Annotated in this window: 27 protein-coding genes and 1 riboswitch; of the genes, 22 read left to right on the plus strand and 5 right to left on the minus strand. The window is 62.0% G+C overall.

What is annotated here, in order from left to right; translation table 11 throughout:
- On the minus strand, window positions 1-177 hold a 177-nt coding region (locus A3AU_RS1000000137455; RefSeq protein WP_245235398.1), incomplete at its 3' end, for a transposase family protein.
- A gap of 245 nt (window positions 178-422) precedes the next feature.
- Here A3AU_RS1000000137455 and A3AU_RS0100010 point away from each other — a divergent pair.
- The 8 genes from A3AU_RS0100010 (at window position 423) to A3AU_RS1000000140230 (ending at window position 8,773) form a co-directional block, all read left to right on the plus strand.
- Entirely contained in the window at window positions 423-1,091 is a 669-nt protein-coding gene (locus tag A3AU_RS0100010) for a hypothetical protein (RefSeq protein ID WP_027050931.1), read from the plus strand.
- Between the two features lie 3 nt (window positions 1,092-1,094).
- A complete protein-coding gene (locus tag A3AU_RS0100015) occupies window positions 1,095-1,613 on the plus strand; it encodes a hypothetical protein (protein WP_027050932.1) in 519 nt (172 codons plus the stop codon).
- On the plus strand, window positions 1,614-4,019 hold the full coding sequence (locus A3AU_RS1000000139460; protein WP_161633484.1) for an HNH endonuclease signature motif containing protein: 2,406 nt from the start codon (window positions 1,614-1,616) through the stop codon (window positions 4,017-4,019). It begins immediately after the preceding gene.
- The gene (locus A3AU_RS1000000137460; RefSeq protein WP_245235390.1) at window positions 4,016-4,495 is read left to right on the plus strand and encodes a hypothetical protein; all 480 of its coding nucleotides are present in this window, start codon (window positions 4,016-4,018) and stop codon (window positions 4,493-4,495) included. Before A3AU_RS1000000139460 ends, A3AU_RS1000000137460 begins: the two co-directional genes overlap by 4 nt.
- A gap of 384 nt (window positions 4,496-4,879) precedes the next feature.
- Window positions 4,880-5,416, plus strand: coding sequence for a T6SS immunity protein Tdi1 domain-containing protein (locus tag A3AU_RS0100025; RefSeq protein ID WP_245235391.1), 537 nt, complete (start codon window positions 4,880-4,882; stop codon window positions 5,414-5,416).
- 375 nt (window positions 5,417-5,791) lie between these two features.
- Window positions 5,792-7,636, plus strand: a complete 1,845-nt coding sequence (locus A3AU_RS1000000137185) for a hypothetical protein (protein WP_027050934.1) — start codon at window positions 5,792-5,794, stop codon at window positions 7,634-7,636.
- Complete coding sequence (locus A3AU_RS0100035) at window positions 7,633-8,280, plus strand: hypothetical protein (RefSeq protein WP_027050935.1); 648 nt, start codon at window positions 7,633-7,635, stop codon at window positions 8,278-8,280. The genes A3AU_RS1000000137185 and A3AU_RS0100035 overlap by 4 nt, the downstream gene beginning before the upstream one ends.
- A gap of 73 nt (window positions 8,281-8,353) precedes the next feature.
- Window positions 8,354-8,773, plus strand: coding sequence for a hypothetical protein (locus A3AU_RS1000000140230; protein ID WP_245235392.1), 420 nt, complete (start codon window positions 8,354-8,356; stop codon window positions 8,771-8,773).
- Here the strand turns inward: A3AU_RS1000000140230 and A3AU_RS0100045 are convergent.
- A complete protein-coding gene (locus tag A3AU_RS0100045) occupies window positions 8,770-9,414 on the minus strand; it encodes a DUF1796 family putative cysteine peptidase (protein ID WP_027050936.1) in 645 nt (214 codons plus the stop codon). The two genes, A3AU_RS1000000140230 and A3AU_RS0100045, sit on opposite strands and share 4 nt — an antisense overlap.
- Before the next feature lie 187 nt (window positions 9,415-9,601).
- A complete protein-coding gene (locus A3AU_RS1000000140695) occupies window positions 9,602-9,730 on the minus strand; it encodes a hypothetical protein (protein ID WP_272481078.1) in 129 nt (42 codons plus the stop codon).
- Window positions 9,731-9,794: 64 nt separating this feature from the next.
- Between A3AU_RS1000000140695 and A3AU_RS01000000134790 the strand changes: the two genes are divergently transcribed.
- The 6 genes from A3AU_RS01000000134790 to A3AU_RS0100085 all read left to right on the plus strand — a co-directional run bounded on the left by A3AU_RS01000000134790 (window position 9,795) and on the right by A3AU_RS0100085 (window position 12,225).
- A complete protein-coding gene (locus tag A3AU_RS01000000134790; RefSeq protein WP_081709399.1) occupies window positions 9,795-10,541 on the plus strand; it encodes a glycoside hydrolase family 108 protein in 747 nt (248 codons plus the stop codon).
- Window positions 10,542-10,543: 2 nt separating this feature from the next.
- Window positions 10,544-10,744, plus strand: coding sequence for a hypothetical protein (locus tag A3AU_RS0100060; RefSeq protein WP_027050937.1), 201 nt, complete (start codon window positions 10,544-10,546; stop codon window positions 10,742-10,744).
- The gene (locus A3AU_RS0100065) at window positions 10,741-10,980 is read left to right on the plus strand and encodes a hypothetical protein (RefSeq protein ID WP_027050938.1); all 240 of its coding nucleotides are present in this window, start codon (window positions 10,741-10,743) and stop codon (window positions 10,978-10,980) included. Before A3AU_RS0100060 ends, A3AU_RS0100065 begins: the two co-directional genes overlap by 4 nt.
- Window positions 10,965-11,159: a hypothetical protein gene (locus A3AU_RS0100070; RefSeq protein ID WP_027050939.1), complete on the plus strand. Its 195-nt coding sequence runs from the start codon at window positions 10,965-10,967 to the stop codon at window positions 11,157-11,159. Before A3AU_RS0100065 ends, A3AU_RS0100070 begins: the two co-directional genes overlap by 16 nt.
- 103 nt (window positions 11,160-11,262) lie before the next feature.
- Window positions 11,263-11,580 carry a hypothetical protein gene (locus A3AU_RS0100080; RefSeq protein ID WP_027050940.1) on the plus strand — a complete coding sequence of 106 codons (318 nt, stop codon included), beginning with the start codon at window positions 11,263-11,265 and terminating at the stop codon, window positions 11,578-11,580.
- Between the two features lie 174 nt (window positions 11,581-11,754).
- Window positions 11,755-12,225 (plus strand): GNAT family N-acetyltransferase, encoded by a 471-nt coding sequence (locus A3AU_RS0100085; protein WP_027050941.1) that lies wholly within the window; start codon window positions 11,755-11,757, stop codon window positions 12,223-12,225.
- A gap of 98 nt (window positions 12,226-12,323) precedes the next feature.
- Here A3AU_RS0100085 and A3AU_RS0100090 read toward each other — a convergent pair whose 3' ends face one another.
- On the minus strand, window positions 12,324-13,031 hold the full coding sequence (locus A3AU_RS0100090) for a hypothetical protein (RefSeq protein ID WP_027050942.1): 708 nt from the start codon (window positions 13,029-13,031) through the stop codon (window positions 12,324-12,326).
- Between the two features lie 178 nt (window positions 13,032-13,209).
- On the opposite strand from A3AU_RS0100090, the gene A3AU_RS0100095 reads away from it, so the two are divergent.
- A complete protein-coding gene (locus A3AU_RS0100095) occupies window positions 13,210-14,778 on the plus strand; it encodes a glycosyltransferase family 39 protein (RefSeq protein WP_027050943.1) in 1,569 nt (522 codons plus the stop codon).
- A gap of 198 nt (window positions 14,779-14,976) precedes the next feature.
- A complete protein-coding gene (gene msrA, locus A3AU_RS0100100) occupies window positions 14,977-15,495 on the plus strand; it encodes a peptide-methionine (S)-S-oxide reductase MsrA (RefSeq protein ID WP_027050944.1) in 519 nt (172 codons plus the stop codon).
- A 128-nt stretch (window positions 15,496-15,623) separates the two neighbouring features.
- Here msrA and A3AU_RS0100105 read toward each other — a convergent pair whose 3' ends face one another.
- Window positions 15,624-15,926: a hypothetical protein gene (locus tag A3AU_RS0100105; protein WP_027050945.1), complete on the minus strand. Its 303-nt coding sequence runs from the start codon at window positions 15,924-15,926 to the stop codon at window positions 15,624-15,626.
- A gap of 194 nt (window positions 15,927-16,120) precedes the next feature.
- Window positions 16,121-16,234: riboswitch (TPP riboswitch) on the plus strand.
- Between A3AU_RS0100105 and A3AU_RS0100110 the strand changes: the two genes are divergently transcribed.
- From A3AU_RS0100110 to A3AU_RS0100135, 6 genes are all read left to right on the plus strand, one after another.
- Window positions 16,225-16,833 (plus strand): YkoF family thiamine/hydroxymethylpyrimidine-binding protein, encoded by a 609-nt coding sequence (locus A3AU_RS0100110; protein WP_027050946.1) that lies wholly within the window; start codon window positions 16,225-16,227, stop codon window positions 16,831-16,833. (Overlaps the previous riboswitch by 10 nt.)
- Window positions 16,834-16,870: 37 nt before the next feature.
- Complete coding sequence (locus A3AU_RS0100115; RefSeq protein WP_027050947.1) at window positions 16,871-17,689, plus strand: ABC transporter permease; 819 nt, start codon at window positions 16,871-16,873, stop codon at window positions 17,687-17,689.
- A complete protein-coding gene (locus A3AU_RS0100120; RefSeq protein ID WP_027050948.1) occupies window positions 17,686-18,453 on the plus strand; it encodes an ABC transporter ATP-binding protein in 768 nt (255 codons plus the stop codon). The genes A3AU_RS0100115 and A3AU_RS0100120 overlap by 4 nt, the downstream gene beginning before the upstream one ends.
- The gene (locus A3AU_RS0100125) at window positions 18,446-19,462 is read left to right on the plus strand and encodes an ABC transporter substrate-binding protein (protein ID WP_027050949.1); all 1,017 of its coding nucleotides are present in this window, start codon (window positions 18,446-18,448) and stop codon (window positions 19,460-19,462) included. The genes A3AU_RS0100120 and A3AU_RS0100125 overlap by 8 nt, the downstream gene beginning before the upstream one ends.
- A gap of 188 nt (window positions 19,463-19,650) precedes the next feature.
- Window positions 19,651-20,262 (plus strand): methyltransferase family protein, encoded by a 612-nt coding sequence (locus tag A3AU_RS0100130; RefSeq protein WP_245235393.1) that lies wholly within the window; start codon window positions 19,651-19,653, stop codon window positions 20,260-20,262.
- A gap of 428 nt (window positions 20,263-20,690) precedes the next feature.
- Window positions 20,691-21,296: a hypothetical protein gene (locus tag A3AU_RS0100135; protein ID WP_051355248.1), complete on the plus strand. Its 606-nt coding sequence runs from the start codon at window positions 20,691-20,693 to the stop codon at window positions 21,294-21,296.

Below are 21,296 nucleotides of genomic sequence, written 5' to 3' on the forward strand. Positions count from 1 at the left end.
CGACAGCGCTTGCTTGCGCTCTTGCGCGAACAGCGAGAACTCCGTCGCATTGGTCGCGCCGCACAGGCTCGCCGCGATCATCATCACGATCAGATCACCGAGCCGGTGCGTGGCGTTGGCAGCACGCGGATCAGGAACCGAGCCGAAATAGCTCTCAAGGCTGGAAATGGCAGTCACTCCTCAGTGGACTGCCTTCCCAAAGAATCCCTTCTCACACCAACTTCAAGCGCAAAATCGCCATATGCGATTCCCCTGCCCCTCGGGGGGAGATGGCCGGCAGGCCAGAGGGGGTCGGTTCGACGGGACGCGACCTCCTGCCGCCGAAGAAGGTTGGCGCCCAGTCGAACCGACCCCCTCTGTCGCCTTCGGCGACATCTCCCCCTCGAGGGGGGAGATCACACTCCTCACAAGGACAACCCACAATGACATCCCCCCATGCCGAAACCCTCGGCAGGGCGCGGACGGCTGCCGAATTCGCGGCCGTCATCGCCTTGCTCGACACCGACCTCAACGACGCGCTCGCTCGCAAAAGCGCCCTGGCGCAAGCCGAGGACCGCGCGGTCTTTGGCGACGGCGACCTCGCCGCCGCGCGTGCCGCGCTGGACGACTGCAACGACGAGATCGCGCTGCTCGAAAAAACCATCGACGCCGCCGGCAAGCGCCGCGCGGAGCTTGCGCGGGGCGAAGCCCGCGCCGACATCGCAGCCCTTGGCGAGGAGATCAAAGCCAGGGCGGCAATGCTTGGCGGGCGCTGGCGCGGCGTCCATCGGCTGGTCGAGCAGCTGCGCCAGGAATTGTTCGAGGCCGATGCGCTCGCCCGTGGCATCGCCACCGCCAACGGTCTGTTCGACGCCGCCGGCGTCAGCGAGCTGAAGGTGAACCTGACCGCCACGCGCCGCGCCGCCATGGCCGGTCTGCGGGCCGCCGCGCCCGCCCGGCTCAGCCGGCCGGCGCTGCAGGCCGACAAGCTGCTTTTGTCCTTCCTCAGCCCCGGCGGCGCGCTCGACCCGCGCCCGCCGCTCGGCGCGCCCGTGGACGGCGTCAAAAGCAAATTCATTCCCGCAAGCACCTCCTTTAGCGAACGAGGCTGAGCCATGTGTACACTTGCCCTTATCGGCACGGTTCTTTCGGTCGGCGGCGCGTTGGTCGAAGGCCAGCAGCAGAAGCAGATGGCCGACTATCAGGCCAAAGCCTACGAGCAGCAGGCGCGGGCCGAGGCGCAAAGCGCCGCCTTCGAGCAGGGCCAGGAGCGCCACAAGCAGGACCTGCTGCAGGCTCAGGCGCGTGCCCAGGCCGGCGCCTCCGGCGCCGGTATTGCCGGCTCGCCGACCGAGGTGCTGGCGGCAAACGCCAGGCAGGGCCAACTCGACATCAAGGCGATCCAGTACGGATCGCAGTTGCGCCAGAACGGTCTCAACACCCAGGCCGCCATCTCGCGCTTTTCCGGCAAGCAGGCGGTGACGGCGTCGATCTTCAACGCAGGCAATTCGCTCGTTGGCGGCCTCTCCAAAATCTACGGCCCGACGACGGGCACGACAACAACCACGATGCCTGCGCGGTCCGTGATCTTCGGCAGCTCGTCGATCCGCGCACCCTGGGCAGGGAACAATTAAATGGCGACCATTCCTCTCCAGCTTGCCCAGCGCCGGCTCGATACCGGCAACGCGCCGCAATATCCGCGGGGATCGCCGATCGGCGGCGCCATGCAAGGGCTGGGCGATCACCTTTCCGCTGTCGCCGAGCGCTACCAGCAGATGAGGGATCAGCAGGAGGCCTTCGACGCCGAGCTGAAGCGCCGCCAGTTCAACGGGCAGATCGCGCAAGCGGAAGACGAGGTGGCGGCGAACGCGCCGGCCGATGGCGCCGGCCTGCATGAGACGATGTACGGCCAGGTCGACCCGCTCAGCGGCCGGGTGGTCAAGACCGGGCTGTTCGACATGCTGTTCGACAAGTTCTTGCCGACCATGCCCGAAAGCCAGCGCGCCAACTTCGCCAGACAGAAGGAACCGATTCGCGCGGTTGGCACACGGCGCTTGGCGCAGCGGCAGAAGGCGCAGCGCGACGACTATGAGCTGGCCGAGTGGACCAAGGTCGACACCATGTCGACCAGCGCCATCGCAAACAGCGATCCGGACGATACCGCGAACTTCGAGGCGATCCGGCAGAGCGGATCCGACCTGATCGGCAAGATCGGCAATCCGCTCATCAGGCAAGCGGCGGAAGCCGCCTGGCGCACCAACACGGCCAAGGCGCTGGCGCAGGCGATGATTGCCAAGGACCCGAAGCGGGCCGCCGAGATGCTGGGTGCGGCGCAGGGTCGGACGAAGGACGATACAGCTGAGCCAGTGGGTGGCCGGCAAGAAGCCGGTGCGAGTGGCGAGAACGAGACGGCCAGCGCTTCGGATAGCACGGCGACGGCTCCTTTGAATGCCGGCTCCAGAGCACCGGCACCAGCGGCCGACAGAACCGCCGTCCTGGCGGCAGCTCCATGGATTGCCGACCTGCCGCAGAACGATCTGCAGGTTCTCGGCCAGAAGGCCCAGGTCGCGATGACGGCGCAGCTCTTCGATGCGCGCACCGATGTCCAACTCGCTCATCAGAATGCGCCGGATGCCCTCATGTACACCGGCTCCTACTCCGGTAGGAGACCGGATGATGCAGACTTCGCCGCAGTCTATGGCGTGGAGGAGGGCGGTAAACAATCTCTGGATCTCGAACGGACGTTCAAGGTCGGCCACCAGGCATTCGACATGGTCAGGATGCCGAAAGATGCCATCGAGGCAAAAGTGCTCGCTGCCAAGCCCAAGCCGGGCAGCGCCACTCCGGAGCAGGATCAGGCAGAGTTTGACACAACAGCGGCCGCCGCCAGGCAGGTTTTGCAAGCCCGTGCCGCCGCTCCCGCCGACTTTGTTCGCAAAATCGACCCGACGGGGGATGCAAACTGGAATGCGGTATCGACCGAGGACAGCTACGACCCGGCTGCATACCAAAAAGCAATCGCCCGCTCGGTCGCGGTGCAGCTGCAGCTTGGAATCAAGCAAGTCCAGCCGCTGCCGCCATCTGTCGTCAAGAGCATCGTCGACACGTTGAACGACGAGAAGATCCCGCAACGCGAGCGGGATGACGTGCTGGAGGATTTGTTCGCGGGCACGTCCGATCGAGGTGTTCTGGCAGCCATGGCGCTGCAACTGAGCGACGAGAACCTGTCTCGCATAGCGCGAAGCATTGCGAACAGCGCAATTCCTGTATCCGCGGAGGAACGTGTCAACCGAAATCTGGCCGCCTTCGATGTCTTGCCCGCGCCCCTGAAGGCGCTCGTAGCGCTCAATGACACCGTCCGCCTGATGGCGGACGGAGCGACATTTGGGTACGCCGACAAATTCGCTGCCACCATGAATTCGCTGGCCCAGGGCAGCAGTTACGAGGACGAACTCGCCGTTCAACGTGCCGGGACACAGGATGCGAGAGACCGGGCTGGGTCCGCAGGGACCGCTGCGGAGATGCTTGGCGCATATGTGAGCGGCAGCGGCCTTGGAAATGCGGGCATCACGCTCACAGGCCGGTTCGGCACAGCTACGATGGAGGGCTTGTCCGGCATCCTTGCTCGCGCAGGTCTTATGGGCGTCGAGGGTGCGGCTTATGGCGGCGTCGAAGCGACCGGTCGTGATGAGCCGATCGGCAGCGGTATGGCTTCCGGCGCGCTGTGGGGAGCCGGCACTCAGTTCTTCAAGGAAAAGTCAACGGCGATTCACGACGAGTTGCCAGGCTGGCTCGGAGGCCGCTCCAAGTCTCTTCGTAAGAAATGGGAAGTGGAATACAATCTCGATTGGCCTATAGACCCTGACACGGGCCGCAACATGCACGTTCATCACAAGCGTCCTCGATCTGAAGGCGGGACAGATGATGTGTGGAACTTGGAACCTCTCAGTCAAGCCGATCACGTTAAACATCACATGGAACGGGGCGATTACAAGAGGTGGGGCGCCTTGGGCAAGGGTAGAAGGAAACCAAAGCCGTGATAAAAGATGTCGAAGACGCCAGCCCTGATCTGAGTAAGGTTAGGCTGTTGGCACCTGGCAATCTACGAGGCAGTGTCGAATTCAAGGATGCCCGGCGTCGGGCCCGTACGTATCTGGAGTCTCATAGCTGGGTTTCAGCTATCCGTGGAGAATATCTCGGATATCGCCTCGACGGCGTCATTTACATATTTCTCTTTAATTTTATGCCAGCCAAGCCGGACGTGCCATATTGGGTATGGGTAATTGTTGGTGATGTGCCTTCGGCCTATATAGACTGCGATTATGGAAAGACGCCCTATCTTGCGTTAGATGGCTATATTGGTGCTATGGAAGAATGGGTCGAAGCCGCCCGGGAGGGAAAGCCCGTCGATAATATTATCCCTGTCAATGTCCCGGCTACTCCTGAGTACGCCGAAATGCTGGGTGGACGCCTCAGATTCCTCAATGACAACGTTCTTCCGTTACTTCGAAAGTAATTTCGGACGGCATCACAAGGAAGCTGGGGATTTTCAGCGCTGGGCTAGGAGACGATGGCGCCAGAAAAAAATCAATATTGGGGAAACATCGTGAACGCAGTTACACCAGACCTCAATAAAGTTAGTCGTTTGCCGCTGGCTGCCGACGATCCTGACTCGGGGGATGATATTGATGCAGCTCTGATGGAATCCCATCAATACCTTCGGTCTTATAAATGGAGGAAAAGCTTGGGACCCCAAATATACCATCAAACAAAACATCTGCCTCACGGGACGAGGATTAACAAGGTAACGATCGGAGATCGGTAGTGCTTTCAAAATTTCGACAGAGTTTTTTCGCGGATACTGATCGTAAACCTGAGGTTGTCCGTAGTCGACACGGGCGTGCCAAGCCTGAATGAACTGCTTTCCAGTTTTGGCGGCGTCTCGTTCAACCACGGTCTCTACCGCATTGTCGGGGCTAAGGATTTGCCTGCTTGGAGTGACAGAATCACGCGGGGATTCCCCGCATTTGCGGGACGAATTACCAGTTTTGGATACGACTGGCTGGGAAGAACATTCGCGGTCGATACTAAAACAACCGAGGAAGGCGAGCCCGGCGTCGTGATGTTCGAACCTGGTACGGGTCAAGCGCTTCAAATACCGGCCAATGTCCAGACTTTCCATGAAGTTGAGTTGCAGGATTACGAGGATGCGGCGTTGGCTTCAAATTTCTATAAGGCGTGGCGTGGGAGTGGCGGTGCCGCCCCAACCTATGACCAATGCATCGGCTACAACGTTCCGCTCTTCCTGGGCGGGAAAGATGAAAGTGAGAATTTGGAGCTCACAGATTTGGAGGTCTATTGGCATATTGTTGGCCAACTCATCGCTAAGGCAAGAGACTTACCTCCGGGAACACCAATTAACATCAAAGGTGAGTGAATCTTGCGTGCAACTAGAAATTGTGATACGATGATGAGATCCATCCATTGATTGAAAAGAAGAAGTTACCAGAACTACGGTAACGGTGCGTTTTATCAGTCGCGCCCTAATGTTGCGCTCTCAGCGCAATTCCCGAAGACGAATGATTGCTGCGAATGCGGCAAACAAGATGCCAGTTTCACTGTCTATTCTGAGTATATACCGGTCGGCGCGTGAGCGCTTCGTTGGAGACAACTCCATGGCGTCCGCGAAGCGTAAGCGGCCACGCGACCTGCGCAGGCATATCAAATAGGCTGAGGCTAGCCAGCCAACGCACTGATCCCAAATTCCTTTCAAGCCTCGCTTTCGCGAGGCTTTTTTCATGGAGCAAGCCTTATGGCCCGACCTGCAACTGCCGCCGTTCGCCTGTTGACCGGCGAACGCGAACCCTGCCGCGTGGCGACCTCGGCGGACAAGGTCCTCTACGGGCTGCAGGTGATCGACACCATACAGCTCGAAGTCGGTGATCGCGTCCTGGTGAAAGCCCAGACCGATGCGCGCCAGAACGGCATCTATTCGGCAAGCGAGGGCCAGTGGTTCCGCGCTGCCGACGCTCGTACCTCGCGCGCCATGCAGAAGGGGACGACAGTCCCCATTCAGGCAGGCGGGATAAGTGCCGGCATGGTCTATTCATTCCAGACCGACGGGCCGGTGGTCGGCACCGACAACATCACGCTCTCGCTTTACCTGTCCGAAGACACGTTGGGCGATGCGCAAGCAGCTGCGACGGCCGCGGCCGGCAGCGCTTCCGCCGCCGCCGGATCGGCCACTGCCGCGTCGGTGAGCGCGACCAATGCCGCGACATCGGCCACTGCCGCATCCGGATCAGCCGCGGCGGCTTCCAGCTCGGCGTCGACGGCGGCAACGTCGGCCACCAATGCAGGTACCTCGGCAAGTGCCGCGTCCGGCTCCGCCTCGGGCGCCGCGACCAGCGCCACCAATGCCGGCAATTCGGCCACGGCGGCGGCCGGCTCGGCGAGTGCGGCCTCGGGCTCGGCCACGGCGGCGTCGACCTCGGCGACCAACGCCGCAACCGCCGCCACCAATGCCGCGGCATCGGCCACGGCGGCGGCAAATTCGGTGACGGCGCTGAGCTACACGTTTTCGACGACGACCATCGATGCCGATCCCGGCAGCGGCACCTTGCGGCTGAACAACGCCACCGCTGCCTCGGCCAGCGCTGCCTATGTCGATAATCTCGACGCCGGCGGTGTTGCGGTAACCGGCATTCTCGACACGTTCGACGACAGCACCAACACGATCAAGGGCCAGCTGACGCTGCGCTCAAAGGCTTCCGCCGCCGTCTCCTATGTTTACAACGTCACCGGCGCGGTGGTGGACGGCAGCGGCTACCGCAAGCTGACGCTCGCCTATGTCAGCGGCGCCGGCTCTTTGCCGACGGCGGCAAGTGGTATCTGGCTGATGTTTGACCGGGCCGGCGACAAGGGGGCGGATGGGCTGGGGGCGGGTGATTTCACCGGGCCGGCTTCTTCGGTGGCCGACAATATCGTGACCTTTGCCGGAACAACGGGGAAGATGGGTAAGGATAGCGGCATCAAGGCGACTGATCTGATTGCCGGCCCGGCCTCCGCGGTTGCTGACAACATCGCCACGTTCAACGGGACTACGGGCAAGATCGCCAAGGACAGCGGCGTCGCAGTGTCCAGTCTGGCGCCTAAGGCCAGCCCTACGTTTACAGGCACACCAGCCGCGCCGACAGCCGCGCCTGGGACGAACACGACGCAAGTGGCGACGACGGGATTCGTAAAGGCTGCGATCGATGTCGTGCTGGGTGGCGTGTCGGCGGCATTTGATACCTTGTCGGAAATCGTCGCGTCGATGGTGCGCAAGGATGCGGACACGACTTTGACCGCAGGATATTTCGGAATCGATGTTTCGGATGGCGTGAAGTCGAGCGGTGCCTATACGCCTTCGCCGGCTGGCGGCAACTTTCGTTCTGCGACCAACAACGGTGCTCATACCCTGGCCGCCCCCTCGGCTTCGGGCTCCTATTCCATGGTGATCGATTACACGAACGGCGCTTCGGCCGGCGCTATCACAATTTCGGGATTCACCAAGATTACTGGCGATGCTTTCACAACGACCAACGCGAGCAAGTTTCGACTGTTCATCTCGAAAGGGCAGGGAGGCACCCATCTTCACGTGCAGGCACTGCAATGAGCTTTCCATTTCCCATTGTGGCCCCGGCGGTTCCGGCAGCCGTTAACCAGGGCGCGGTCCTCAACCAGATCATCACCACAGACGGGACATCGTTTACGTTCACGTCTATCAGCGCCAACGTGGCCTTCGATACGTATCCAATCATCGGTGTGATGCTCCGCAGCGCGTCGACGCCAGACATAGCAAGCATGACTATGGGCGGCCTGCCTTGCACGCAGCTCTACGCGCAACTCGCCGGTACCACTTTGCTTGCCTTCTATGCCGCGCCGCGCGGAGCTACGGGCAATGTGGTTGTGACGTCGAGTGTTACGTGCGTGCGCGCAGCGGCTTGCGTGTTCCCGCTCGCCAATCTGGCCAGTTCGACCACACCAGCCGACGCCAACACCAATGCGTCAGATCCGATGGTCGCGACGATCAACTGTCCGGCAAATGGGTGGATTGGCGGCCTTGCTTACAATGGATCAACCTCGGACAACATCGTCTGGTCGAACCTCACTGAGAAATTCGATGTCCAGCCCGAGAGCGTGGCGTGCTTCAGCGGGGCAGGTGACGTGTTCGCTTCTGCCCAGACTGCGCGAAGCATCACCGCAAATCCCGCTAATGCGGGCTCCGGGCAGCTGCTGATCCTGATGGCAATGCGATAGGGAGAAAAGCCGTGTTAGTTCTGATGAAAGATGGCGCGATCATCCGCGCCGTGTCGAAGGCGGATGGGTGAGCTTGGACGCTGATCGATGCGTTTCACCCGCGACCGAGGGATGGCTCGACGAGGACGGCCATTGCCTTGTTCAAGTTCTCTCCGCCGATCCGATACCGGAGGGTCGGTGCGCGGTCGATACATCTGTACAATTGGTGAGCGGGTTGCCGAAGTTTGTTCATGAGCTGGCCAACATCCCGGTTCCCGATCGTGTATTTGCCCGGCAGTTTCGCATGCAGCTTCGAATTTCGGGGCTCGTTGATCCAGTCAAGGCTTGGATCTCGGCGCAGGAAGGCCTTGTGCAGGACTCTTTTGAATACAGCAGTTCGTTCGTGCGCACCGAGCCAATGATGCTGGCAGGCTTCGCCAAGCTCGGATTCTCGTCCGAGCAGGTCGACGCATCCTTCCTCAGCGCCAGCCGGATCGGCACAACGGAGCCTTAAGCCTCCACACCGTCGGAGAACCGACGCGTATACCTACGCAATTTCTCTTTGAACCGGTGGAGCCGATAAGCCGCCCTCGCCGAATAGGTCGGCTTAATCCGATACGGAGAGAAGAGCTGCTCCCATATTGTTTCCGTGCCACGCCAATCGTCAGCGAGAACGTCTTCTGGCGCTTCGATCAATGCATAAATTTTAGCAGGTGCCCTAGTATTCAAGTATTCTGCAATCGCGGATTTGGTTTCCGCCGCCGCTTCATTGGCAAACACAAACAATGTTGATGCTCGGTTGGTCAAAAATGATCTGGTCGTTGCGCACCATGTGTCGTGGTTTTGCCTTGCGGTCGCGTAGTGCAAATCAAGGACTGTTTCATCAATATGTTCGGAGGGGAATTCGTGATGATGCATCGTTCCGACACGCCTATTCACGACAATGCCCTTATCGGTGATCGTCAGATCCTCGCGTTCGAACATCCCCCTAAAGTCGGACTCGAGATAGAGGATCAGCGCGTCGCCTGACGTGATCTGCCAGTCGAAAACGCCGCGCTTGGCTGTGTGTTTCCCGTAGTAGCGCTGGATATGATATTTCGGACGGCAGTTTGGCCCCAGGCTAACGATCTGTTGAAATGAACTCGGATTATCCATCGTCCAGCTTTAACGTCATTTGGCCGTCGCCTCAATCGTAGCCCGCAATGCGGTCCTGCCGGCCGGCGGCACCAAGTACCGCTGCGCCAAAGTCACCGGCGAGGCCCCGTCTCGACAATCGACGCCTAGCTGGGCAGCCGTAGCGCGTTGCGCACGATGTCGGCATCGTTGGCCTTGCCGCTCATCTTCACTTCCCAAGGCCGTCCACCAGCGTCAGCAAGCCGCGATCGAAGGTATGGATCTCGCCAGCCGCGGCGGCGACCTCGTCGCGCAATCCCCGCCGTAGGTCCGACCATGGCTTGGGTGCGCTCGTCATCTTCCACTGGCAACCCTCCCGCTCGCGGCCGACCACTAGCCGATCACCCTAGAAGGAACACCCCATGGACCGCAATTTCGCGCGGGTGCTTGCGCTTGTCTTGAAATCCGAGGGCGGCTGGTCGGACAATCCGGCCGACACTGGCGGCGCCACTATGAAGGGCGTGACGCTGGCGAACTTTCGGCGCTATGTGAAGGCCGATGCCAGCAAGGCCGATCTGCGCAAGATCGGCGATGACCAGGTCGCGACCGTCTACCGGCGCTTCTATTGGGACGCCGTGGCCGGCGCCGAACTGCCCGATGGCGTCGACTATGCCGTTTTCGATTTCGCTGTGAACAGCGGGCCGGGCAGGGCGGCCAAATACCTGCAGGCAAGCGTCGGCGTCTCGCAGGACGGGCGCGTCGGTCCGGCGACGCTGGCGGCGGTCAGGGCAAGACCGGCCGGCGTCGTCGTCGACCAGCTTTGCGATGCGCGGTTGGCGTTTCTCAAGCGATTGCCGACTTGGGCGACATTCGGGCGCGGCTGGTCCGATCGCGTCCGATCGGTGCGGGCAGATGCCCTGCTGATGTCGGCCCCGGCGACAGTGTCCGCGCCCGTGCAGCCCGCCAAACCAGTGCCTCGGCCAGTCCCGACGCCGCCCTCGGTCGAAACACCCACCGGAAACGCGCCCGCGACCGAGCCGGCGTGGCCGGCACCTGTCGGTTCCGGTGTGCCGGCTGCCGCCAAGGCAGGCGGGATCGTCGCCGCCGTCCTGCTCATCGCCTATGCCGCCTGGCATCACATCGCCGTCGCCCTGCAAGGGATCTTCTGACCATGGCCACCATCACCCAACCGACCATCCTCCCGACCAACAAGCTGACTGCCGCGACCATCGCCGCCGCGGCCATGTCGGTCTCCGGCGTCTTCGTGCGCAACGTATGGCCCTCCTGGTACGACGCCGAGGCATGGGCGACGCTCCTGCCTATCGCCGTCTTTGCCATCGGCTATCTGGTCAAGGATGAGCCAAACCGATGAGCGCGCTTCTCACATTCCTGCTTGGCAACCCGACCCTTCTCGGCATCGGAGCGGCCATTGTCGCCGCGCTCGGCTGGGGCGTTCGCCAACGGCTTGCCGGCGAGCGCAGCGAACGTGCCCGGCTGGCCGCCGCCGAAGCCGCGGCGCACGACATCGCCGACCAGATCCAGAACGACATCGGCGCGCTGCCGGGCGCCAACGCGCGAAAGGAGCTCAAATCATGGGCAAGGGATTGATGCTGGTGTCCGTCCTGGCCGCGACCGTCGGCTGCACGACCGTCAAGGGCGGGTTCTGCGCAGTGTCCAGCCCGCTGCGCCTGTCGGCGACCGCGGTCGATGCGCTGTCGGACGCCGAGGTCAAGGCGCTGCTGGCGCATAACCGCAAGGGCGAAAAACTGTGCGGATGGAAGCCATGACCGTCGTCGCATTTCCGCTGGACCCGGCCATGCTGCCCGGTGGACTGGTCATTTTCGGCGCCGGATCGGTTTTCGGCTCCCTTGTCGCGAGGGCAATGAAATGATGCACGATCTCTTCGACCTGCTCGGCATCAAGGGGCCGGTCGTTGTCGCCGGTCTGGCCGGCGGTGTGCTGCGCGCCCTGTCGCGGCACCGCTACAAGCTGCGCGAAATGGTGGCGTCGCCGATTTGCGGCGCGCTCGCCGCTGCCTATCTGACGCTGCCCATGGTCCAGTATTCCCGCGCCACGGGCTTGCCCCTTGCCAATGACGACACCACCACGCTGGCGGCGGCGTTTCTCATCGGCGTATGCGCCATGTGGATCTCCGACATCCTGTTCGAGGTGATCGTGCGCAGGTTCAGGCCAAGTACTGAGGAATAGGCCTTGTCCAGGGGTCTGGGAAATCCGTACCTGACCGCTCGATCGAACCAAAGCCCGCCTCGGCTCACGCCGGGGCGGGCTTTTTTTGCGTTTGTGGCTCCCGACCGGCCACTGCTATATCCCGGTGCAGGGCCGCCGGACACGCGGTGGCGTCGATCCAGCCCAGGCATACGGATGCAGATTGAACGATATGACGGGGACCGCAAGGCTTTACAGCCGCTGTTTGCCCTGGCGGACGATTCCCCCACGCAAATCTCCTCCTATATCAACAAGGGCGAGGTGCTGGTCGCGCGCGACGGCAACAGGATCGTCGGCCATGTGCAGGTCATCGAGACGGGCGAGGGCGGTGTCTTCGAACTCAAGAGCCTTGCGGTCCGTCCGGCGAGGCAGAGCGAGGGCTTGGGGCGTGCCCTTGTCGCGGCGGCAATCACCCGCTGCCGCGAGCGCGGCGGCCGGCGCCTGATCGTCTCGACCGCAACGGCCGATATCGGCAATCTGCGATTTTACCAGCGACAGGGGTTTCGCATGTGCCGTATCGTGCACGACGCGTTCGGGCCATCGACCGGTTACCCCGAAGGCTTGGCCGTGAACGGCATTCCGCTGCGCGACCAGGTGATCTTCGAACGCGACCTCGGCGCGGATTGAGGGCAGTGGATCCGCCATGCCGGGCTCGGCTTCGGGACATGCGCAGACAATCCAATAGCCCGCCCGTTCGCCGGGGCGGGCTATTTGCGTTTCTGGGCCTAGGCGAGGATGTTGACGGCGCGGGCCGCGACCAGTGCGATCGTCAGCAGCGAGATCATTGCTTCGGCCATCATCAAAAGCTTGGCGCGCTGGGAGAGCGGCAAGGTGTCGGTTGGCGAGAACGCAGTCGCGTTGGTGAAGGCGAGGAAGAAATAGTCGACGAAGCCAGGCAGCCAGTCGCGAATCTCGCGGTCGTTCAAGGTCATTTGCGGGAAGAGGAAGTCGGAATGGGCTCGGTTGACGAGGCCGCAGGTCGGCGGCCCGCCGCGATCTGTGCTCCAGAACCACAAGGCAAAGACGATGACATTGGTGACCCAGATGTTGAGCGCGTCGATCAGAAGCGTCTCGCCGCTGGAGCCGGCATGGCCCGCCAGCAGGGCGCGCACCAGGAACACCAACGAACCGCAGTTCATGACGCTGACGACGCCGGTCATCACCAGCGCCGTCCTGCGGATCATGACGCGAAACCGGCCGACCAGCCACCAGTGCTCTTCCTCGACCGCCTTCTGGGTGGCGACCTGTGTCCAGGCGGTGGCGACGGACAGAGGCACGAGCAGGGCAGCCTCCAGCGCCGGCGCCAGCCAGCGAGGGCCGAACGAGAGATCGTTGATCACCAGGAGTTGCAGACAGATGATGACGAGGACAGCCGCGCGCGCCAGCCAGAAGTCGAGCGCGCGGTGGTGGATGACGGCATGGGGGTGACGCATCGAATATCCGGGATGTGCAGATTGGATCAGATGTACGGGCTGTTCTGCCGGGGAAGGGCAACGGAGCGCCGAAATTCCCGCCCAATCTTGGTCTTGCGATGGCGGTGGAAGTATACATTTTCGTAAGCTTCGATATCGGCACTATTCGGAAAACCTGTCGGTGTGATTTAAGCGCCGCATGACGGGAATTGACGACTCCATTGATGGTTGGCTGCCGACCAGCTTGCCTATCGCGGGCATCGACCGTGCATCGATCTGGCCCGGTCTCATCCGTCGTCCCTGGTACCTGCTGGCGCTTTTGTGCCTGGTGCAGATCGTCTGCTGGACGATGGTGCCCGCGCTGGTCGACGCAGCTCCGCCTCGCGATGTCGTCGAAGGCTTTATGTGGGGTCGCGAATGGGTGCTTTTGACTTATAAGCATCCGCAGCTTCCCGGCTGGCTGCTTGAGACCAGCCATCTTCTCACGGGATCGTTTCGCTGGCCGCAATATCTGCTCGCCCAACTGACGATTTCTTCGACCTTCGTTCTGGTCTATCTGCTGGGCCGCGACATGTTGGGGCGAAGCCGCGCGTTGGCCGCGGTGCTTTTGATGCCGTCGATCTATTTTTTCGGCTGGCCGACGCCGCAGTTCAATCACGACTATGCGCAGATGCCGTTCTGGGCAGCCATTTGCTGGCTGCTTTGGCGCGCCGGCCGCGGCGGCGGGCCGGGCTGGTGGCTGGCGCTCGGACTGGTGTCGGGCGTCGGGCTCTACGCCAAGTTCTCCACCGGCCTGCTGCTTGCCTTCGGCGCTCTCTGGCTCTTGTCCAATGCGCGTGCACGCAGCCGGCTAGCGACGCCCTGGCCCTGGCTCGGTCTAGCCGTTTTTTTCGCGGTTGCCGCGCCGCTGGCCATCCATCTTTACCGTATGGATTTTCTACCGCTGACCTATTTTGCCGACCGCGACCAATGGGTGATGGAGCACCGCGCGCGCCTTTATTATATCGGCGTTCAGCTGGCTGGCCTTTCCGGCTTTCTTTTGGTGTTGGCGATATCTGGATTGCTGCGCCGCTCACCAGCGCCGGATAAGCCTGTCGAACACGGTACGCTCGTCTATCTCGCGTGGATGGGGCTTGGACCAGCGATCCTAATCATGGTGGCTTCGCCGTTCACCGGTACCGGCGAAGCCTGGGGCGCGCCGATGTACAATCTTGTCGGTGTCGTGGTTCTCGCCCTCGTGGGCCATCGGCTTGGCACCCGCGAAATGCGAAGGCTGGCGATTTGCGCGCTGATCTGCATTGTCGGCACGTCCGGAGCCTATGCGGCAATGCGTTGGACGAACTGCAATTTGTGGGGGCACATGGAGCCAGTCTGCTGGCCTGCGCGACCGATCTCGGATGAGGCTGAAGCCGTCTGGCATTCGGCATCGCCCGGTCGGCTCGACATCGTTGGCGGGGATCCGGATCTGGCCATGCTTGCTGGCCTCAATGCCTATGACAAGCCGTCGATCTTCACTGACCTCGATATGCGGTTCGCGCCCTGGATCACAAGACAGCGATTGCGTGACCACGGCATGCTGATGGTTTGGCCAGGCCGTGACGTGCCGTCGGGGCTGCAGGCATGGCTGCATGACATCCCGGTCAAGACTGTTCTTTTCAGCTGGTCGCTCAAGGCGCCGCCTGTGGCCATAAGTTTTGCCGCCATTCCGCCTGGCACGCGCAACCTGCCGGTCGCCGTCGACAGCCGGACCCGGCATCTGCGCGGCTGAGGTCAGCGGCGGTTCGCTGCCGTTCCGCGTCGTGATATTATGGCCGCACGCACTCTGCCGGGTGTCGCCTTCATTCCCGGACGGCTGGACGAAGGCGCAGACAATGCCCATTTATGGGCTATCAAATTTGTTGTTGTGCAATTCAGGCCGGAAATCGCTAACCGTTTTCCCGTGAATTGCTCTTTGAGGAGAGGTGACATGGCGACTTCGACCGAACGCGCAGTGCTTGCCGGCGGCTGCTTCTGGGGCATGCAGGACCTGATACGGCGCTATCCCGGCGTCACTTCCACCCGTGTCGGCTACAGCGGCGGTGATGTACCCAACGCCACTTACCGCAACCACGGCACCCATGCCGAAGCTATCGAGATCAATTTCGATCCAGCGGTGATCAGCTATCGCACGCTGCTGGAGCGCTTTTTCCAGATCCATGATCCGACGACGCGCAATCGCCAAGGCAACGATGTCGGGATGAGCTACCGTTCGGCGATCTACTACACCAGCGACGAGCAGAAGCACGTTGCCGAAGACACTATCGCCGATGTCGATGCATCCGGCCTGTGGCCCGGCAAGGTCGTCACCGAGGTGGCCCCGGCCGGTGCCTTCTGGGAGGCGGAGCCCGAGCATCAAGATTATCTGGAGAAATATCCCAACGGGTACACCTGCCATTTCGTCAGGCCGGGCTGGAAGTTGCCGGTTCGTGAGAAGGCAGCGTCCTGACGGTTTGGCGATAAGAGCGCGATCGTCGATCGGTCTGTGCACCCTCTTCGCGACCCATGGAGTGATTGCGGGGAATGATTTTCGAAAGCCGCCGGGTGTCCGGCGGCTTTCCGATTTTGATCGATAGATTACTTGCCGCAGTTTTTGTCGTTCACGGTGGGCGCCGTCGCATTGCCGTTGGCATCGGACTGCGCGCCTTGCGGGCTGGTCGGGCAATTCTTATCCGCATTGGAGTTCATGTCGGTCGGTGCGGTGGTCGTGCTGTTGGTTGTTGCCGGATCGACCGGATTGGCCGAAGCTGGCGTGCTCGGGTCTACGGTGACCGATTTGCCGCTGCCGGACGATCCATCCGTGCCGGCTGCACTCTGCGCCATCGCCGACGTGGCCAGGGCAACGGTAAACGCCGAAGCTGCGAGGATTTTCATGAACATGGTTCTGTCTCCATTTCTGTGAACTCGTCGCCTTGCGACTGGTGGGACAACCTCGCGGGTTGGCGAAGGTTCCCGATAAAAGTCACTTGGGAGGACCTCCTCGCGTCCATCTGGTGACCAGGCCTGGTGCAACGCTTTTGGCGCAGTGCGCTGAAAAAACGTCTTTCCCTTCAGTTCGAATGGTGCTTTAACGCGCCCATCCACAGGGGTGCTCCGTACGGTCGGGGCTGAGACGGGGGCGGCAAGCCCACAGACCCTAGAAGCTGATCTGGGTAATACCAGCGGAGCGAGGCGGGCGATGTTTTCAGGCGCACAGATTTCCCTATATCCCATGGCCGACGATTTCGTCGGCGTTATCCTGGGCGCGCTCGGCGCGCTCGATCCCTATCGGGACAGGCTGAGGATCGAGACCGACGACATCTCGACCTTGCTGGTCGGGCCACCGGAAGTGTTGTTCCCGGCGCTGCGCGATCTGTTCGTGGCGGCGGCGCGGAGCGGCAAGCATTGTGTGCTGTCGGCCGCCATTTCGCGCGGCTGTCCAGGTGAGCCGGATGATCCGATCTGCCGCTCCGACGCATTTGGCGGACCTGTCGGGCCGCTCGGCCCACGCAAGGAAGCCGCCATCAGCGCCGTGCGCAATGCTGCTGCCACCGGCCAGCCGGCGGCGGCGCAGTTCTCGCTCTACGTCATGGGCACAGGCGACCACATGGACGAGATCTATGGCTGTATCGATTTCCTGAAACAATCCGGCGTCTATGATCGCTCCAAGAATTTCTGCACCAAACTGCGGGGCGATACGGGCGCGATCTTTTCGGCGCTGAACGAGGCTTTCTGCCGCTTCGGGCCGGGCGCCGGCCACGTAACCCTCGACGTCACGGTTTCGGCCAACAGCCCGTCGGCTGTCTGAGCCTACCGCGCTTGCGCGCGACCCCTCGTCAAAGGTTATGCCCGTGGTCTCACCAGTCGCGCCGCGCCCGCTCTCGGCTTCCCTTGCCAAGGCAGTACCCGCCATCATCTCCGTCGGGTTGCTCGCCGTGGCGTGGCAACTCTACGCTACCTATTCCGGCATCAAGCCGACGATTCTGCCAGCTCCCTCACGCGTCCTCGAACAGGCGATGCTCAATCGTGACGCGCTGATCGACAACGCCGTCCCCACCATCCGCGCCACGCTGGCCGGCTTTGCCTGCTCGCTCGCCGCCGCCTTCGCGCTGTCGATGCTGGTCGACTTTTTCCAGCCGATGCGGCGCGCGCTGTTTCCCGTCTTCATCGTCAGCCAGACCTTGCCGCTGGTGGCGATAGCGCCGCTGGTGGTGCTGTGGTTCGGTTTCGGCCTGGCCCCGAAGATCATGTTGGTGGCGCTCGTCACCTTCTTCCCGATGCTCGTGGCTCTGGTGCAGGGCTACGAGGCGACCGAGGTCGAGATCGGCCAGATGCTGCGCGCCATGGGGGCAGGGCGCTGGCGCGTCTTTGTGGTGGCGCGCCTGCCTTCGGCGCTGCCCTATTTCTTCGCCGGCCTCAGAATCTCCATCACCTATGCCGTGGTCGGCGCCATCTTTGCCGAATATGCCGGCGCCGCGAAGGGGCTGGGCATCTACATGCTCAACGCCAAGAACAATTTCCGCCCCGATCTGGTGCTGGCCGCCGTCGGTGTCAGCGCGACGCTGACGCTTGTCCTGTTTGGGCTGACAGTGCTCTTGCAGCGCCTCGCCATGCCCTGGGAGCGGGCCGGCCAGCAGCGCGCGGGAAAGGTGCCGCGGCAATGAGGCGGCTCGAATTGCGACATGTGCGCAAGGCGTTTGACGGGCTCGACGTGCTCGCGGACATTTCGCTCAGCGTCGGTGCCGGCGAATTCGTCTCGATCCTGGGACCTTCGGGTGCCGGCAAGTCGACGCTGTTCCAGCTTCTGACCGGCGCCGAGCATGGCGAAGGCGAGATGTTTTTCGACGGCGCGCCGCTCGACGATCATGGCAGGCATTTTGCCTTCATGCCGCAGCGCGACGCACTGATGCCGTGGCGGCGCATCCTCGATAACACGACGCTCGGGCTCGAGGTGCAAGGCGTTAAACGCAAGGCCGCGCGGGCGCGCGTCGCGTCGCTGTTCGCCGAGTTCGGGCTTGCCGGTTTCGAGCGGCATTTTCCGGCGCAACTCTCGGGCGGCATGCGCCAGCGCGCGGCACTTTTGCGCACGGTGGTGCAGGAGCGCGACATGCTTTTGCTCGACGAGCCGTTCGGCGCTCTCGACGCGCTGACACGCGCGGCCATGCAGCGCTGGCTCGAGCAGATGTGGCGGCACCATCGCTGGACGGCGCTGCTGATCACACACGATGTGCGCGAGGCCGTGTTCCTGTCCGATCGCATCTATGTGTTGTCGGCGCGCCCGGCTCGTGTGGTGCGTGAAATCAGGGTGCCGTTGCCCCGCCCGCGCGATCCGGCCGGCGCCGCCGCGCAACAGGCCGGCGCACTCGAAGCCGAGATCCTCGACATTCTGCTCAACCCTCAACCATTCAAAGGACACGACCATGATTGACTTGACGCGTCGACAAGCCCTGCTGCTCGCCCTTGCCAGCAGTCTTCCGCTCATCGCCGGATCTAGCCGCTCCTTCGCGGCAACGCAAAAGGTCTCCGTCGCGCTGGACTGGACGGTCAACACCAACCACATCGGGCTCTTCGTCGCCCGCGACAAGGGGCTTTATCGCGAGGCTGGCCTCGACGTCGACATTCTACCCTACAGCGACACCGGCGCCGGTACGCTGGTCGCCAACCGCGTTGCCGACTTCGGCATCAACGGCACGATCAGCCTGTTCACCCAGAAGACCGCCGGTGCCGACCTGAAGGCCGTCTATGCCGTGGTGCAGTCCGAAACCGGCCGAGTGGTCTTCAACGCGGCGCGCAGCGAGATCAAGAGCCCGAAGAATCTCGACGGCCTGATCTATGGCGGTTTCGGCAGCGCCTGGGAAAACGCGCTGATCTCGACCATCATCCGACATGACGGCGGCAAGGGCAATTTCGAAACGGTGACGCTCGGCACCTCCGCCTATGAAGCGCTGGCCAACGGCTCAGTCGACTTCACGCTCGAGGTCTCGACCTGGGAAGGCGTCGAGGCCGAGCTCAAGGGTGTCAAGCAGCGCAGCTTCGTCTATGCCGATTACGGCGTGCCTGACGAGCACACGACGCTGATCTCGTCGAGCGAAGCCTATCTCCAGGCGAATCCGGCGCTGGCGTCGGCCTTCGTCCAGGCAACGCGGCGCGGTTATCAGTTCGCGGTCGATCATCCCGGGGAAGCCGCCGCGCTGCTGATCGCCGCCAACAAGGATGCCCTGACCAATCCGGCATTGATCGAGGCGTCGCTGAAGTCGCTGATCGACGGCCACTATCTGCGCGCAAAAGACGGCGCTCTCGGCACGATGGATCCAGCCAAGATGGACGCGATCGGCGACTATCTCTTCACGGCGGGAATTCTGCGCGATGGCGATGGTAAAATTCTGGCGCAGCGCCCTGATTTCGCGAAGTATTTCAGCAATTCGGCTCTGGGCTAGGAGGCTTCGAAACATGCCGAGGCGAATTCCGGTAGCATCGTTTCGATCTTGCCGGTTAACCGCCCGGCAATGGTTGCGTGCAAAGGTCGCCCTGAGGGATCATCGGGGTGCTTGCGTTGCTCACGTCAAAGAGTGAAGCGTTTTCGCATAATCAGGGCGGGTTATTCTCGGCCGCGCGAAGGCGTGACATGCTGGTCGACCTACGCGAGGGCTTCTTCCGCATCTGTGCCCTGGCTTGCGCAGCCCTGTTCGTCTATCGCGGCTTGTATCAGGTCATCGAGGATCCGACCCGGCTCAACGCCGCGTTGGTTGCGATTTCCGAGATACTCACCTTCACCTGGCTGCTTCTGTCGCGGCGTCCGGTAACGCGTGACTGGAAACCGCTTACCGTCGTCGTCTCCGTAACGGCCAGTTTCGGTGTTGCCTTGGTCAGCCTCCAGCCTGGCGTGGCGCTTGTCCCGGTCTATATAGCGGCGCCGTTGCAACTCCTGGCGCTGATGTTTGTCATCTGGGGGAAGATTTCGCTCGGCCGTTCCTTTGCCATCCTGCCCGGAAACCGCGGCGTGATGACGGGCGGCGCCTACCGGGTGGTTCGGCACCCGATCTATGCCGGCTACCTAGCCGGCCATGTCCTCTTTTTGCTGTCGGCCTTTTCCCTCCACAACCTCTTTGTCTACGCCGTGATTACCTATCTGCAGCTCTATCGCATTTTGCGCGAGGAGGCGCTGCTGGCCGCCGAGCCGGAGTATCGCGCCTATATGGAACGGGTGCGCTACAGGCTGTTGCCGCGATTTTTCTGAGGGTAGGGCCGAACTGGCCGATCCTGTCTGCCCGGATTGGTCAACTGCGCTTCGTTGAAGCGGGTCGCGGTTCCAGACAAACGCCGGCCTCCTCCCTTTGTCCTACCGGAATTCTTGGCGGAAGCCGATGTCCGGTCTTTGCGCTCCGCGCCAGACGGCCTTATCTGTCGGCAATTCGGCAAGGGCCATAAAAAATCGTTATTCCTTTCGATATGTTGTACATATCGATATTACTGTTCTCAATCATGCAATATTTTTTTCAACTGTATTATAATTTTATTACTCTTATATATCCATCGTTTCTTTAATAAATACCATCGATTTCGTAATTACGTGTGGATTTGAAACTTGAGATCGCCTGTCTCGTAGTTGAAGTAGCAATCGGTTGTATGCCGAATGCTTTAGCACAACGACAACAGGAGAGTGTTATGGCTTCTATCATCAGAACAGTCGCCAGTGTTTTGGCTGGTAGTGCACTAGTTCTTGTTCTTTCCATGCCGACGAACGCGGCGGGTCTGGGCGTTGGTGTCGGCGCCTCCGTCGGCGGTAGCGGCGGCGTCAATGCCGGCGTGGGCGCATCGGTCGGCGGCAGCGGCGGTATCAATGCCGGCGCAGGTGCCTCCGTCGGTGGGAGCGGTGGCGTCAACGCCGGAGCCGGCGCCAATGTGGGCGGCTCGAGCGGTGTCAGCGCCGGACTTGGCGCCTCGGTCGGGGGCAGCAACGGCGTCAATGCTGGTCTTGGTGCCAATGTCGGCGGCACCAGTGGCGTGACGGCAGGGCTCGGGGCCAATGTCGGTGGCACTGGCGGTACCGGCGTCGGTGTTGGCGTGGGTATCGGCGGAACCAATCCCAGCAATCCGTCCAACCCGAGCAATCCCTCCAATCCCAGCAATCCTAGCCTGCCTGGCGTCGTGGCCCAGATGTCCAACAGCCAGCTGGCGCGCATGAAGAAGCGCTGCGTCGACGTGCTCAGCAGCGAAGGCACCTATGACCGGGACCTGCGTCAGCTCTGCCTGCTGATCGCCCGCCGCTGA

It is taken from the genome of Mesorhizobium erdmanii USDA 3471 (assembly GCF_000472705.1).
GTDB classification, from domain to species: Bacteria; Pseudomonadota; Alphaproteobacteria; order Rhizobiales; family Rhizobiaceae; genus Mesorhizobium; species Mesorhizobium erdmanii.